Annotated in this window: 12 protein-coding genes, 1 pseudogene and 1 other annotated feature; of the genes and pseudogenes, 3 read left to right on the top strand and 10 right to left on the bottom strand. The window is 32.1% G+C overall.

Annotated elements, in window-relative coordinates:
• The 4 genes from HMPREF2561_RS00915 to HMPREF2561_RS00930 all read right to left on the bottom strand — a co-directional run.
• Nucleotides 1-2,976 (bottom strand): SasC/FmtB family protein (locus HMPREF2561_RS00915; RefSeq protein ID WP_141743256.1); only part of this gene is annotated, 2,976 nt, incomplete at its 3' end.
• 245 nt (nt 2,977-3,221) lie between these two features.
• On the bottom strand, nt 3,222-3,533 hold the full coding sequence (locus tag HMPREF2561_RS00920; RefSeq protein ID WP_048761790.1) for a rhodanese-like domain-containing protein: 312 nt from the start codon (nt 3,531-3,533) through the stop codon (nt 3,222-3,224).
• 18 nt (nt 3,534-3,551) lie between these two features.
• Complete coding sequence (leuS, locus tag HMPREF2561_RS00925) at nt 3,552-5,966, bottom strand: leucine--tRNA ligase (protein ID WP_049434522.1); 2,415 nt, start codon at nt 5,964-5,966, stop codon at nt 3,552-3,554.
• Between the two features lie 47 nt (nt 5,967-6,013).
• Nucleotides 6,014-6,204: a binding site (T-box leader), on the bottom strand.
• Between the two features lie 65 nt (nt 6,205-6,269).
• Nucleotides 6,270-7,454, bottom strand: a complete 1,185-nt coding sequence (locus tag HMPREF2561_RS00930) for an MDR family MFS transporter (RefSeq protein WP_070468247.1) — start codon at nt 7,452-7,454, stop codon at nt 6,270-6,272.
• A 111-nt stretch (nt 7,455-7,565) separates the two neighbouring features.
• On the opposite strand from HMPREF2561_RS00930, the gene HMPREF2561_RS00935 reads away from it, so the two are divergent.
• Together HMPREF2561_RS00935 and HMPREF2561_RS00940 are read left to right on the top strand one after the other, a co-directional pair.
• Nucleotides 7,566-8,525 (top strand): tRNA modification radical SAM protein MnmL/YtqA, encoded by a 960-nt coding sequence (locus HMPREF2561_RS00935; protein ID WP_017176354.1) that lies wholly within the window; start codon nt 7,566-7,568, stop codon nt 8,523-8,525.
• Nucleotides 8,522-9,082, top strand: a complete 561-nt coding sequence (locus tag HMPREF2561_RS00940; RefSeq protein WP_048680716.1) for a tRNA 5-(aminomethyl)-2-thiouridylate-methyltransferase MnmM — start codon at nt 8,522-8,524, stop codon at nt 9,080-9,082. Before HMPREF2561_RS00935 ends, HMPREF2561_RS00940 begins: the two co-directional genes overlap by 4 nt.
• 60 nt (nt 9,083-9,142) lie before the next feature.
• On the opposite strand, the gene HMPREF2561_RS00945 is transcribed toward HMPREF2561_RS00940, so the two are convergent.
• Complete coding sequence (locus tag HMPREF2561_RS00945; protein ID WP_002449620.1) at nt 9,143-9,544, bottom strand: transcriptional regulator, SarA/Rot family; 402 nt, start codon at nt 9,542-9,544, stop codon at nt 9,143-9,145.
• 296 nt (nt 9,545-9,840) lie between these two features.
• Nucleotides 9,841-10,668 carry an alpha/beta fold hydrolase gene (locus HMPREF2561_RS00950; protein ID WP_017176356.1) on the bottom strand — a complete coding sequence of 276 codons (828 nt, stop codon included), beginning with the start codon at nt 10,666-10,668 and terminating at the stop codon, nt 9,841-9,843.
• 208 nt (nt 10,669-10,876) lie between these two features.
• Between HMPREF2561_RS00950 and HMPREF2561_RS00955 the strand changes: the two are divergent.
• Nucleotides 10,877-11,877, top strand: a pseudogene (locus HMPREF2561_RS00955) (proline dehydrogenase family protein).
• Nucleotides 11,878-11,928: 51 nt separating this feature from the next.
• On the opposite strand, the gene ribE (HMPREF2561_RS00960) reads toward HMPREF2561_RS00955, so the two are convergent.
• The 4 genes from ribE (HMPREF2561_RS00960) to ribD are packed head-to-tail and all read right to left on the bottom strand — an operon-like array spanning nt 11,929 to nt 15,278.
• Nucleotides 11,929-12,387 carry a 6,7-dimethyl-8-ribityllumazine synthase gene (ribE, locus tag HMPREF2561_RS00960; RefSeq protein WP_048761778.1) on the bottom strand — a complete coding sequence of 153 codons (459 nt, stop codon included), beginning with the start codon at nt 12,385-12,387 and terminating at the stop codon, nt 11,929-11,931.
• Nucleotides 12,388-12,399: 12 nt separating this feature from the next.
• Nucleotides 12,400-13,584 carry a 3,4-dihydroxy-2-butanone-4-phosphate synthase gene (gene ribB / locus HMPREF2561_RS00965; RefSeq protein ID WP_049379361.1) on the bottom strand — a complete coding sequence of 395 codons (1,185 nt, stop codon included), beginning with the start codon at nt 13,582-13,584 and terminating at the stop codon, nt 12,400-12,402.
• An 11-nt stretch (nt 13,585-13,595) separates the two neighbouring features.
• Entirely contained in the window at nt 13,596-14,228 is a 633-nt protein-coding gene (gene ribE, locus HMPREF2561_RS00970) for a riboflavin synthase (protein WP_070468250.1), read from the bottom strand.
• A gap of 6 nt (nt 14,229-14,234) precedes the next feature.
• Entirely contained in the window at nt 14,235-15,278 is a 1,044-nt protein-coding gene (gene ribD, locus HMPREF2561_RS00975; protein ID WP_070468252.1) for a bifunctional diaminohydroxyphosphoribosylaminopyrimidine deaminase/5-amino-6-(5-phosphoribosylamino)uracil reductase RibD, read from the bottom strand.
• Between the last annotated feature and the right edge of the window lie 26 nt (nt 15,279-15,304).

Here is a 15,304-nt window from a genome sequence, read left to right on the forward strand (position 1 = left end):
TTTTTTCGTAATTTCTGGTTGGATTGCATTAATAAAATTCGTACCATTTATTTTAGCAGTATCTACATTTTCATTTTTTAGTGCTTGATGAATTTGTTCCTTAGCCTTAGTAACCTCTTGATCTATTTTCGCTATTGCTGCCTCTTTTTCTTCTACTGTTGCATCAGGTGTTTGATCAATTGCTGCTTTTTTAATTCGGGCTACCTCATCGATTGTATCTCTTGCATCTGATTTTTTAACCACTTCTGGAATAACTGCATTAATTGCAGTTATTCCTTCATTTTGTGCATCATCTACACTTGAATTAGTAGTTGCTTGATTAATGTTATTTTTAGCTTCGGTTACTATTTTATCTACTTTTACCTTTGCGACTTCTTTTTCTTCTATAGTCGCATCTTCTATTAAATCAATTTCTTGTTTTTTAGCTATAGCGGCTTGATCAATTGCTTGTGCAGCAGCATTTTTCTTTACTGGATGCGCTACTACTTGTGATATTTCGTTTACTTTGTTTTCTTTTAATATTTCAATTTCATTATTGTGATTTAGACTATTAATATCTGCTTTTGCTCTAGCTACCAAATTATCTATCTCAGTTTTAGCTGCATTTTTTTCTTCTAAAGTTGCATTATTATCCTTATCTATTTCAACTTTTCTTGCAGATGCTATATTATCTATTGCAGTTCTAGCGTTACTTCGAACAGTTGGAGTTATAGTAGCAGCATTCACACTATCTATACTACTTGTTTTTTGTTGCGCTACACCATTATTTGTAGTTTCATTCATAATATTTGTTGTAGCCTCTGACACTAAATTATCAATCGTTGCTTTTGCAGCTTCTTTTTCTTCTACTGTTGCATCAGGATTATTATCAAACTCTACTTTTTTAGCATTTGCTCTTTCAGTTAATTCATCAATTGCTGCTTGCTTTACTGTTGGAGTAAGATCAATCATTGTAATTTCATTAATTCCAGTGTCTTTATTTGTTGCTACATCATTTGAAGTCATTGATTGATCAACAGTTGTATAACTAGATTGTAGTGCTTGATTCACTTGCTCAATCACAGCATTTTTTTCTTCAATTGTAGCTGTATCGTTACCCATAAAGAGCGCTCTTTTAGTTCTTGCAACTTTGTCTAATGATAATTTAGCATGTGCTTTATCTAAATTTAAATCGATACTATTAATCGTTGCTTGATCTTTCAATTCACTTATAGGCATCTCATCTGTTTCAGCTAATACTTCTTTAGCTTTTCTAAGTACCACTTGCATTGCTTCCCATACTTCTGGTGAATTATCGTTTTGATCAAGATTGGCTAAATCATCCTCAATTTCTGTTACTTTGTCTCTCAAATGTTGCTTATACATTTTAACTGTAATAGTTTGTTTATCTAATACAATATCTCCTTGTCGCATAGCAGAATCAACACTTACAAATTCATTATGCACACCGTATCTTGTATAATGATCGCCATTATTACGTCCAAAATCTTTAGAATCACTTAACCTATTCATATTTATACCATCTGTAACATAAGTCAAATGTCCTAAGAATTCTTTTTCAATTGGTCGATCAGTTGGTAAGGATAATCCTATAGAAATATTTTTACTTGCTCCTGCTTCAAGTCGATCTATTTTAACTGTTAACTCTTTAGTTGCTGCATTAAATTTTCCAGTAGCATTTTTTGTAGATACATATGTCACATCTTCTGGTAAAACAATCGTATATTCTGTTTTATTTGAACTAGAATGTCCTCTATTTTCAATTCTAAACCCTATTTCTTGATAAACTCGATCAGCATTTATGGATCCAGATTGTGCAAAGTAGTGTGTATTATTTACTGTCGCAGTTAAATATGCGCCACTATTAATGGTAACATCAGCTAACACTCCGCCTCCAAAGTTATTAGGACCAGTAAGGAGTCTATGTCCATTAGTAGAATCAGTACTACGATTTAATGCCGATTCAAATCTTAATCTTAATCGTGAGACTGTTTCTGGCACTTGAAATACACCTACAAAGTTACCAATTGGGTTCTGTAATATATCCGGAGTTCCTTTATATAAAAGTGTAGAAGGATTATTCGCATCGTAAATATACACTCTTGCACCATTAACCCCCCATATATTATTCATACTACTAGAAATATAATGTAATTGGATTTCTGATCCAGGAGTAACATCAACATCTTGGTAAATTGATCCTACTGTAGGATCAGCTATACCTGGAACTTGATTAAAGTTACCATTATATTTTGATAGTACTACACCAATTTTATTATTGGTTTTATCGAATATATAAGGATTGTATGCGGGCAACGATTTAGGACCCCAAATTAATGGAATGATGGTTTGATCATTACTATTTACATGCCAACCCGGTACAGTATTTGCTTCATTCATTGCAGACTCTAAATTCTTAGTCGGTATCGTCGCACCCTGTGAATTATCTGTAAATGTCCCATTAATGATTTGACCAGTATTTTGTTCATTTACAGCCATCGGATCTGTATTTGTAGTACTAGGAGTGTTATCTACTGAACGTTTCCCTCTTCTATGTGGTTGATTAACGTTTGTAGTTTCATGATTATTTTCATTACTAACTACGTCATTAGTTGTTACTTTCTCATTATGATTTGTATTATTTTCAGTGCTATTAATTACATTATTCACTGTACCTTCTTCACGTTCACGGTTAATTGAATAATCACTTGAAGTATTATTTTCATTATTTCGATTATTTTCATTTGAATTAGATGTATTTGCTGACGTTGTTTCATTATGTGGTTGTTCAATATTAGTATTTTGTTTATTAATCGTCGCACTTTCATTCGTTTGTGGCGCACTTGTATTTGTTTCTGCATCATGAGTTGCTGCATGACCAGGATGTGATAAAAACACTAATGTAGCAATTAGCGTTGAAAATGTCCCCACACTAAATTTACGAATACTAAATTTCTGTTTTTTAAAAAGATTCATTATGTTTCCTCCTTGATGTTCTCTCTTGATGTCAATTGTTATAATGAAAATGTTTTATGTATGCTATAGTTGTTACTCTCACTTACATAATATTATATTCACACTTAAATATAATATCATAATAAAATTAAAAGTACTACAACTAAATAATATAAAAATATTAAAAATAAGTTAAATTATAAAAAACAGCGAAGAATCATAACTTCGCTGTTTTTCTGTATTATAGTTTAAATATTTATAAATCATTATATACTGTCTATTTCAATACCTTCATCGCCCCATGCTTGCATGCCCCCTTCAACATTAACTGCATGAATACCTTCATTTTCAAGGTAGTTCGTTACTTTTTCACTACGAACACCTGCAGCACAAACGATGTAGTACGTTTCATTTTTATTAAATTGATTTAAGTTATCAGCAATTTGATCCATTGGAATAGTTTTAGCTCCAGGAATTGTCCCCATTGCAGTTTCTTCATCTGTTCGCACATCGATAATATTTACTGGATTAGATCCTAGTATTTTCTCTTTTAATTGATCTACTGTAATTGATTCCATTATAAAACTCCTCCTTCATTATTTTGCAACGATATTCACTAATTTTTGAGGTACAACAATAACTTTTTTAATCTCTTTACCTTCTATAGATAGTTTAACATTTTCATTTTGTAATGCTAACTCTTGCATATCTTCTTTAGATAAGTCTTTAGGAATATTGATTTTCGCTCTTACTTTACCATTAACTTGCACTACAATTTCAATCTCATCATCTACAAGTAATGATGCATTATACGTAGGCCAAGGTTGGTACGTAATAGTTTCTTGATTACCTAAACGTTGCCATAACTCTTCACTAACGTGAGGGGCAATTGGTGCTAACATTTTAACAAATCCTTCTACATAAGGTTTGTAAATGTTATTCGCTTTATAACAATCATTGATAAATACCATTAATTGACTAATTGCCGTATTAAAGTTAAGAGTATCAAAGTCTTCTGTCACTTTTTTAACTGTTTGATTATAAACTTTATCTAATGAATTATCGTTATTTTCAACAATTTTATTAGATAATGACCCATCTTCATTAATGAATAATCTCCATACACGATCTAAGAAACGTCTAGAGCCATCTAACCCATTTTCACTCCATGCTATAGCTGCATCTAATGGTCCCATAAACATTTCATATAGGCGTAATGTATCTGCGCCATGTGATGCTACGATATCATCAGGATTAACAACGTTACCCTTAGATTTACTCATTTTTTCGTTGCCTTCACCGAGAATCATACCTTGGTTGAATAATTTTTGGAATGGTTCTTTCGTAGGAACTACACCTAAATCATATAATACTTTATGCCAGAATCTTGAATACAGTAAGTGAAGTACCGCATGTTCTACTCCACCAATATATAAGTCTACCGGCAACCAATGTTTTAATTTCTCTGGATCTGCTAACATATTCTCATTATGTGGATCAATATATCGTAAATAATACCAACAACTACCAGCCCATTGTGGCATAGTATTTGTTTCGCGACGTCCTTTCATGCCTGTTTTTTCATCAACAACATTTACAAAGTCATCAATATTGGCTAATGGTGATTCACCCGTACCAGATGGTTTGATTTGGTCAGTTTCAGGAAGTAATAATGGAAGTTCTTCTTCAGGCACAGTTGTCATCGTACCATCTTCCCAATGAATCACTGGAATTGGTTCTCCCCAATAACGTTGTCTACTAAATAACCAGTCACGTAATTTGTAATTCACTTTTTTCTCGCCAGCACCTTTGGCTTCGAGTAAAGTAATTGCTTTAGAAATTGCTTCTTTATTATCTAGCCCATCTAGTTCGCCAGAATTGATATGTGCACCTTCTCCAGTATATGCTTCTTCTTGAACGTTTCCGCCCTCGATAACTTCAATGATAGGTAAATCAAATTTCTTAGCAAATTCATGGTCTCGCTCATCATGTCCTGGTACTGCCATAACTGCACCTGTACCATAAGTCGATAATACATAATCAGCAATCCAAATTGGAAGTTTCTTACCTGATAACGGGTTAATAGCATACGCCCCAGTAAACACACCTGATTTATCTTTTGCTAAATCAGTACGCTCTAAGTCTGATTTTTTTGATGCTTCTTCTTGATACTGTTTAACCATTTCTTTTTTGTCATCAGTAGTCATTTCATTCACTAACGCATGTTCAGGACTAAGTACTAAGAATGTTGTACCGTAGATAGTATCTGGACGTGTTGTAAACACATCAATAGTGTCATTAGTATTTTCAACATTAAATGACACACGTGCACCTTCAGAACGACCAATCCAGTTTCTTTGCATATCTTTAATTGATTCAGGCCAATCTAATTCATCTAAATCTTCTAATAAACGATCGGCATATTCTGTAATTTTTAATACCCATTGTTTCATCGGACGTCTATATACAGGATGACCTCCACGTTCTGATACACCATCTACAACCTCTTCATTTGATAACACTGTACCAAGTGCTGGACACCAGTTTACTGCAACCTCATCTACATATGCGAGTCCTTTATTATAAAGCTGAATAAAAATCCATTGCGTCCATTTATAATATTCAGGATCTGTAGTATTAACTTCTCGATCCCAGTCATAACTAAAACCTAGTTCTTGAATTTGACGTTTAAATGTTTGAACATTCTTTTTAGTAAATTCTCTAGGATCATTTCCTGTATCTAACGCGTACTGCTCAGCGGGTAATCCAAAGGCATCCCACCCCATTGGATGTAATACATTATATCCTTGCATACGTTTATAACGAGAAATAATATCCGTTGCAGTATATCCTTCTGGATGTCCTACGTGTAATCCCGCACCAGATGGATATGGAAACATATCTAATGCATAGAATTTTTTTTGGCCTAAATTATCGCTTGCTTTGAATGTTTTATTCTCAGCCCAATAATTTTGCCATTTCTGTTCAATCTCTTTGTGATTATAACCCAAAGTATTTTCCTCCTAATAAAAATAAAACACCTCAAACTATTACTTTTGACAGGGACGACTTTCTTTAGCCGCGGTACCACCCTCATTCACATTTTACATGTGCACTTTATAATAGTAAGAGATGTTTTAAATTCGATTAATTAACGGTAAGTTCACTTAATTCTTAACGCTAGTTTGCACCACCACTAGCTCTCTTTAGAAAAGTATTTAAGTTACTACTCCAATACAGTTTAATATTATGAGATTCGTAACCTAATTGCAAGTGGTTCAGCATATTTTATATGTTTAATTTCAAGTTGTCTTTCAACGATTTTCATGTTGTGAATGTTTTGGTAGACCCTTATCAAAAATAGATAAGAAAAACATTCCAATTAATAAAAGAATGATCATTCCTATGAACATTGCACTCATATTGAATGTATCTACCAATATACCCCCGATTAGAGGACCAAATGCTTTCCCTACAGTTGATGCAGAATTTACTACACCCTGATATTGACCTTGCTTACCTTGCGGTGCTAAATAATTGGCAATCGTTGGTACTGCAGGCCATACAAACATTTCACCAAAAGTAAGAATAATCATTCCTATTAAGAAAACAGTAAATTGTTCTGCAAAACTTGTAACAAAGAATGACAACATAAAAATTAAAATACCAACAAACATTTGATATTTTAAGTTTCCTTTTAACAAACGAATGACTGGTCTAATTAATGGTTGTGCAACTAAAATCATAATTCCATTTACTGTCCATAATACACTATATTGAGACATTGAAATATTAATTTGTTGCGTAAATGAAGCTATTGTTGTTTCCCATTGAATGTATCCAATCCAACAAATACTAAACATGGCACATAATAGTATTAAAGCTATAAAACGTTTTTTATTTTCTTTACTTTGGATATCTAGACTATCTGGTGATTTCACTTTAGCATGGTATTCTAAATTAAATTGCGTAAAGGCTACAATTCCAAATAATACGTACATGATTAAATTAGCTAAGAAGATAAAATTAAAGCTAAATTCAGCAACGAATCCTCCCATTGCAGCTCCGGTAGCAACACCTATGTTTTGAGCTAAGTAAATAGCATTAAAAGTTGTTCTGCCACCATTAGGCCAAACGGCACCAGCCATTGCATAGATTGCTGGAACAATCATTCCCCCACCAAAACCAAGTAGCACTAACCAAACTGCATACCACGGCCATCCATGAAAGAAATTAAGTAATGTTGTACTAAACAAACAAGTAATAGTACCTATCATGATTGTTCTATAACCACCTAACTTATCGAACAACGTTCCACCTAGTAAGTTACCAACTACCATTCCAAAAGAATTAATCATTAGAACAATCCCAGAAACTGTCAAGCTTTTTCCTAATTCTTCTTTCATATAAATCGTATTTAAAGGCCATAAAAAGCTAGAGCCAGTTATATTTAATGCCATTCCTATAACTAGCCACCATACTGATCTAGGTATATTCATAATTTTTAAGTCCTCTCTTTATATTTTTATCGAACTATAATAAACACTATAACATTAAAATATGTTAAAATCTTTACTTAGAACTAAGTTAGATAGAAAGGATAATGTGTTATGGGTAAGTATTTCCCGTATGCCTTTGAAAATAAACGATATCATACATGGAATTACCATTTAAAAAATAAATTCGGACAGAAAATTTTTAAAGTTGCTCTAGATGGCGGATTTGACTGTCCAAATAGAGATGGTACTGTCGCACATGGCGGTTGTACATTTTGTTCAGCAGCTGGTAGTGGTGACTTTGCAGGAAATAGAGCCGATCCAATTGAAGTACAATTCCAACAAATTAAAGAACGAATGCATGAAAAATGGAGTGAAGGTAAATATATTGCTTACTTCCAAGCATTTACTAATACCCATGCACCTGTAGAAGTTTTAAAAGAAAAATATGAACCTGTGTTAAAAGAAGAAGGAGTTATTGGTTTATCTATCGCTACACGTCCAGATTGTCTGCCAGATGATGTGGTTGAATACTTAGCTGAACTAAATCAACGTACTTATTTATGGGTGGAACTTGGTCTTCAAACAGTTCATCAAAAGACCTCTGATTTAATTAATCGTGCTCACGATATGCAAACGTATTACGAAGGTGTAGCTAAATTGCGTAAACATAATATTAACGTATGTACACACATCATTAATGGCTTACCAGGTGAAGATTATCATATGATGATGGAAACAGCACGAGAAGTGGCACAAATGGATGTTCAAGGTATTAAAATCCATTTATTACATTTACTTAAAGGTACACCAATGGTTAAACAATACGAAAAAGGTATGCTTGAATTTATGACGCAAGAAGATTATACAAACTTAGTGTGTGATCAACTTGAAATCCTTCCGCCAGACATGATTATTCATCGTATTACTGGAGATGGACCGATTGATTTAATGGTAGGACCAATGTGGAGTGTTAACAAGTGGGAAGTTCTCAATGAAATAGATGATGAATTAGCACGTCGTGAATCTTATCAAGGTAAGTTTTACACATCTAATACTAAGGTGAATTCATGAAATTAGAACGCATTCTTCCTTTTGCTAAAACACTTATTAAGCAACATATTCAAGAAGATAGTATTGTTATTGATGCTACCTGTGGTAACGGCCATGATACCCTATTTTTAGCTGAACAGGTTCCAAATGGCAAAGTGTTTGGTTTCGATATACAAAAAGAAGCTATTGAACATACAAAAGAAAAAATAGCACCTTTTAAACATGTTACATTGATACATGATGGACATGAAAATATCTTAAATGATATACCAAGTGATATCATCGGAAACGTGGATGCAGCTATTTTCAATTTGGGATATCTGCCTAAAGGTGATAAATCCATTGTTACTAAACCTGAAACCACTATTCAAGCTATTGAAAGTATTTTTAAACTATTAAGTACAGAAGGTATTATTGTACTAGTGATTTATCATGGACATGAGGAAGGACAAATCGAAAGAGATGAATTATTAAAATATCTCGAAAACTTTGATCAAAGTAAAGCACACATATTAAAATATCAATTTATCAATCAAGTTAATCATGCACCTTTTATATGTGCGATTGAAAAACGTTAAATTTTAAAACCCATAAATTAAAACATCAAATCGTAGTTTTAATTTACGGGTTTTTTTATATTAAACGCTCATCAATGAATTCAAACTATTTTCTAAAGATTCATATTTTCTTTTAATAATAGTAGTAATAAAATCTAATAATTCATTTCTATATTTATTTTTTTCTTCATTAAAATGGATAATAACCGTACGTTCGTCGTCAATTGGACGCTCTTTGTAAACCCAATCAGATTGAACTAAATTATTATACGTTCTTGTTCGTTTATATGACTTGATATTAACGTATTGATCCATCTCTTTTAATGTCATAGGCCCCTTTTCCCATAACGTTAATAAAATAAGTACTTCTTCTTTATTTAAATGATACTTCTCATAAATAATTCTAAATATAGAATCTATATCCTTCAATAATTTCTCTAATTTCAATACCATAGATACCGTTTCTTTTTTTTGTAATTTCATCATTCATTCCCCTTGATCTCTCATATTATGTATAATAACTATAATTCAATTTATTATTAAGTTTATACGATTTGGTATTTTTTAATAATATATCAACTATATTTTTTAAATCAATATTTATATTATAATTCTAATACTAAATTCATACAATTTATAAAAAGTAATTGATAGTTATAATTCTACTTATATTGTAATTTTAGCTCATTTATAATATTATAACCATAATTTTGATATAGAATAGGCTCGTAGATATCTGTCTTCTACGAGCTATTCTTTATAGATTTTTAAAGATTATCTTATACTTCCTCAATATCTTCTTCTTGTACAATAAATCCCATTGTATTTACGCTATTATTCAAGAAAGTTAATATATATCTCATGACTTGATCTCGTTCAGGTTCATTGTGAATCTCATGATAAAACCCTTTCCACGCTTTAAAATAAAATTCATCTGCAAGAAATTGTTGTTTTAAAATATCTATTGAAGAAGTTTCTAAAATTTTATCTTCGGTACCATACATTAATAAAGTGGGTAACGGTTTGATATCTTTAATATGTTGTGATGTGTCTTTCATCGTTTCATTAATAATGTTAAACCATTTGTAAGATACTTTCTTTAACATCAATCCGTCATGATTTGTCTCATTAATCACTTCTGAATTACGAGTTAAATCTTCATAATCTATTCCTAATTTAAATTGTGTACCTTTTGAGCTCTTTCCAATATTAGATATAAACATATTTTTTCGTGTTTTATAATTTTTCTTAAATTCAAGCATTGGAGAGAGTAGTAATATGCCCTCAATAGGTAGTTCAGTCTTTTCAAGTAAATTGAGAATAATTAAACCACCTAATCCAACACCCATAACAAATGTTGGTAATTTATATTCGTTTGCAATTTTTATCCATTCAACTAACTGTTCATGGTAAATTTCAAAACGTTGTAGTTGACCTCTGTTAGCTCGTGAAGTTTGACCTTGTCCAGGTAAATCACCCATAATTACGTGATAACCATTACGTCTCAACATCGTAATCACATACGCATATCTACCAGTATGTTCTAACATATTATGTACTATGATGATTACGCCTTTAGCGTCATGTTCTGTTTCCCACTTCCACATATTTTTGAATCCTCTCTAATTGAATGTTTATCAAATGTATTATATCAAATTATACCTTTAATTGTTGTTAAACAGTATATAGATTCTCTTAATTTATGACTAATGAATTTAAACGTATTTTACCTCCTAAATGTAAACGCTTTCTTAAACGATGTATTCATGCTAAACTTGTTATAGAGATAGATACGAGTGGGATGGAGGAATAGATATGTCTTTATTCAGAGATTTTTTCATAACATTATCAAATATTACATATTTAAATGAAATGGCTAAAAAAATCGGACCTACCATGGGGGCTAATAGAGTTGTTGCGGGTAATACTATAGAACAACTCATTGATACGATTGAACGTTTAAACGCTAAACATATTGATGTTACTGTAGATAATCTTGGAGAATTTGTTAATACTAAAGCAGCAGCGACTCAAGCTAAAAATGAAATTCTTGAGATAATGGAAGCTATTAATAAATATCAAGTGAGTGCACATATGTCGGTGAAAGTGAGTTCATTAGGCGGTGAATTTGATACTGAGTTAGCCTATCAAAATTTAAGAGACATTTTATCAAAGGCTAATACCTATGATAATATGCGTATTAATATTGATATGGAAAAATATAACAGCTTATCACAAACATTACAGATTTTAGACAGGTTAAAAGGAGAATTTAGAAATGTCGGTACAGTTATTCAAGGATACCTTTATGATGCAGAGAAATTAATTGATAAGTACCCAGAATTAAGATTAAGACTGGTCAAAGGCGCTTATAAAGAAAAGGATACGATTGCTTATCAAAGTAAAAAAGATATAGATAAAAATTATATAAATATTATTGAAAAACGTTTACTTAATGCCAAAAACTTTACGTCAATTGCAACACATGATGATAAAATCATTAACCATGTTAAACAATTTGTCAAAGATCATCATATTGAAAAAAGCACTTTTGAATTTCAAATGTTGTATGGTTTTCGTAATGAATTAGCAGAAGAGATTGCTAGACAAGGATATCACTTTACCGTTTATGTTCCATATGGCAATGACTGGTTTGCTTATTTCATGCGTCGCCTGGCTGAGAGACCTCAAAATCTTTCCCTTGCCTATCAAGAATTTATTTCAACAGAAGCACTAAAAAAATTGGCTTAGTTAGTGGACTAGCTTTAGGAACACTTACATTAGTATCTAGTATTGTGAAATTACTAAAACGTTGAAATACAGAGCGTCTCGATAATCCTTAAAATTATCGAGACGCTCTACATTAATTAAAACTGTTTAAGTAAGTTTGCCATTTCAATTGCACTTACTGCCGCTTCTGCACCTTTATTACCTGCTTTCGTACCCGCTCTTTCAACTGCTTGTTCAATACTTTCAGTTGTTAAAACACCGAAAATAACTGGTGTATCTGTAACATCATTTGCTTTTGATACGCCTTTAGCAACTTCATTACAAACATAGTCATAATGAGATGTTGCACCTCTAATGACACAGCCTAAAGTAATCACTGCATCATAATCATTTTTTTGCGCTAATTTTTTAGCAACAAGTGGAATTTCAAATGCACCTGGTACATATGCAACATCAATGTTATCTTCATCTACACCATGTCTTACTAATGTATCTTTCGCTCCATCTAATAAACGGTTGGTAATAAAATCATTAAATCTACTCACTACTATTGCAACTTTTAAATTTGTACCGACTAATTTACCTTCAAAATTCATTCTAAATTCCTCCTAAATAAGATGTCCCATTTTCAATTTTTTTGTTTCCATATAATGATGATTATGTTCTGTCTCTGGCACAATAATTTCTGTACGATCTGCAACTTTTATACCATAATCTTCCAAACCTTCAAATTTCTTAGGATTATTACTTAATAAATTAACTTGTTGAACATTAAAATATTTAAGAATTTGAGCAGCTATATGATAATCTCTTAAGTCTTCATCAAAACCTAATGCTAAGTTTGCAGTAACCGTATCATGTCCTTGCTCAATTAATTCATAAGCTTTTAGTTTATTCATTAAACCAATGCCTCTACCCTCTTGTGGTAAATAAATAATTAATCCACCATGATCATTTATATATTTCATTGATGCTTCTAATTGAGCGCCACAATCACATCGTTGACTGTGGAAAATATCACCTGTTAAACAAGCAGAATGTAGTCTTACATTTTCAGTTGTACGTGGTTCTCCTTTGCCAAGTACAACAATATCTTCATGTGTATATTGAGATTGAAAACCATACATTTTAAAATCACCAATATCCGTTGGCATTTTTACAGTTGCTTTAAGTTCAATACCTTCGTTTTCTTGTTTTCGACGATAATTAATTAAACTTTCAATTGTAATCATTTTTAATTGATGACGCTCTTTAAATTGTTGTAATTCATTACCTTTTGCCATCGTACCATCGTCATTCATTATCTCACATATAACTCCAGCAGGTGCAGCACCAGTTAATTTAGCTAAATCTACAGCAGCCTCCGTATGTCCTGGTCTAACTAATACACCTTTTTCTTTAGACACTAAAGGAAATAAATGTCCTGGTTTATGGAAACTTTCTGGTTTAGAATCAGGATTAATTAACGCTTTCGCTGTTGCTGTACGATCAAATGCACTAATTCCTGTAGTAGTAGAGATATGATCGATACTTACAGTGAAATTTGTACCGTATTCATCTGTATTACCATCAACCATAGTTTTAAGATTTAGACGTTCAGCAATCTGTGAACTTATAGGAGCACAAATTAATCCACGCGCTTCTTTGGCCATATAATTAATGGTATCATCTTTCATCCATTGAGTGACTGCAATTAAGTCACCTTCATTTTCACGATCTTCATCATCTACTACAATAATACTATCGCCATTTCTTAATGCTTCTAACGCTTCTTCAATGCTATCGAATTTCATTTAAGCCCCTCCTAAAAACCATATGCTTTTAATTTATCAACTGATAAATCAGATTTATTTTTACCAACTATACTTTCAACATATTTAAATAATACATCTGTTTCAAGATGAACTTCATTGCCCATTTTTTTATTAGAAAGAATCGTTGAACGTCTTGTTTCAGGAATAAGATGGATATCAAAACTATGTTGATGCAAGTCAAAAATTGTTAAACTTACGCCATCAACAGTAATAGAACCTTGCTTAACCATTTGTTTGATGACCGAGTCCGATGCCTTAATAGATACAATGCGTGAATTAGGCGTTTCTCTGATATTTATAATTGTTCCTTTTGCATCTACATGACCTAATACAAAATGTCCTCCGAAACGTCCACTACCTGACATTGCACGTTCAAGATTGACTTCATCATTTTCTTTAATATTAGCTAAATAGGTTTTATTTTCAGTACCTTTAATCACTTGGACAGAAAATTGATTTTGTTTAAAATCAATGACTGTTAAACACGCACCATTTACGCTTATAGAATCACCAATATGCATATCTTCTATAATTTTTTGACATGAAATATCTAATGTCCTTACGGATTGTTGAGTGCGAATACGCTTTACAGTACCTATTTCTTCAACGATACCTGTAAACATTTATCTTCACTTCTTTCGCAATGTCATTTTAATATTTTGTTGAATAGACTCGGTAGAAATCACTTCAAATTGTGGCGCATTAGCTAAATCAATGACATTATCAGTTTGATAAAATTGATTTTTTCCAATACCGCCTATTATTTTCGGGGCATAATAAATAATAAGATGGTCTAAATAATTAGATTGGAGAAATTCTGAAGTTATATGAGGCCCAGCTTCTACTAATAATCTGCCAACACCTCTTTGATATATATCAGATAAAATAGATTTTAAATTACATGTTTCTAAATATATTATTTTTATATGATGACTTGGACTTTTTAGTTCATGATTTTCAGTATAAATCCAAATTTCACTTAATTGATCGTGAAATATCTGTTTTGAATAATCAATTTGACCTCGCTTAGATAGTATGATTCTTATTGGATGTTTACCATCTTGAATACGTGTTGTATATTGTGGATTATCCGCTTCAAGCGTTCCATTACCAGTTAATACGGCATCATGAGTATGTCTTAAACGATATACATCTTGTTTTACAGCTTTATTCGTAATCCATTGACTTTGTCCACTATCAGTCGCTTGTTTCCCATCTAACGAAGTCGAGACTTTTACTGTAATTTCAGGGATTTTATGTTGTTTTGCTTTGAAGAAATCTTCATACAAAGCAAAAGCTTCTTCTGAATATTGATATTCAACTTCAATACCTGCCTTTTCAAGAATGATATCTCCCTCAGAAGATAACGTCGTATCTTTTACAGCATAAATCACTTTACTAAGCCCATGTTCAATAATTTTATTCACACAAGGTGGTGTTGACCCATAATGTGTACAGGGTTCAAGAGAAATATAAATGGTGCCGCCTTTTGCCTTATCTTGTGCCATATCTAAAGCCTGAACTTCCGCATGTTTCTCTCCTTGCTTTAAATGTGCACCTAGTCCCACAATACGCCCATCATTCACAACAACTGAGCCAACAGGAGGATTAACTCCAGTTTGTCCCTTCACCATTTGTGCTAATTGAATTGCATATTTCATAAATTCACTCAATTTATCACCTCTAAAAAAACCCCATA

The sequence above is a fragment of the Staphylococcus sp. HMSC069E10 genome (genome assembly GCF_001809205.1).
Taxonomy (GTDB): domain Bacteria; phylum Bacillota; class Bacilli; order Staphylococcales; family Staphylococcaceae; genus Staphylococcus; species Staphylococcus hominis.

Bases quoted from the DNA above. Each gene is read 5' to 3' on its own strand.
- HMPREF2561_RS00920 (WP_048761790.1), bottom strand. From the start codon at position 3,533: ATGGAATCAATTACAGTAGATCAATTAAAAGAGAAAATACTAGGATCT.
- HMPREF2561_RS00930 (WP_070468247.1), bottom strand. From the start codon at position 7,454: ATGAATATACCTAGATCAGTATGGTGGCTAGTTATAGGAATGGCATTA.
- HMPREF2561_RS00935 (WP_017176354.1), top strand. From the start codon at position 7,566: ATGGGTAAGTATTTCCCGTATGCCTTTGAAAATAAACGATATCATACA.
- HMPREF2561_RS00940 (WP_048680716.1), top strand. From the start codon at position 8,522: ATGAAATTAGAACGCATTCTTCCTTTTGCTAAAACACTTATTAAGCAA.
- HMPREF2561_RS00945 (WP_002449620.1), bottom strand. From the start codon at position 9,544: ATGAAATTACAAAAAAAAGAAACGGTATCTATGGTATTGAAATTAGAG.
- HMPREF2561_RS00950 (WP_017176356.1), bottom strand. From the start codon at position 10,668: ATGTGGAAGTGGGAAACAGAACATGACGCTAAAGGCGTAATCATCATA.
- ribE (WP_048761778.1), bottom strand. From the start codon at position 12,387: ATGAATTTTGAAGGTAAATTAGTCGGTACAAATTTAAAAGTTGCAATA.
- ribB (WP_049379361.1), bottom strand. From the start codon at position 13,584: ATGAAATTCGATAGCATTGAAGAAGCGTTAGAAGCATTAAGAAATGGC.
- ribE (WP_070468250.1), bottom strand. From the start codon at position 14,228: ATGTTTACAGGTATCGTTGAAGAAATAGGTACTGTAAAGCGTATTCGC.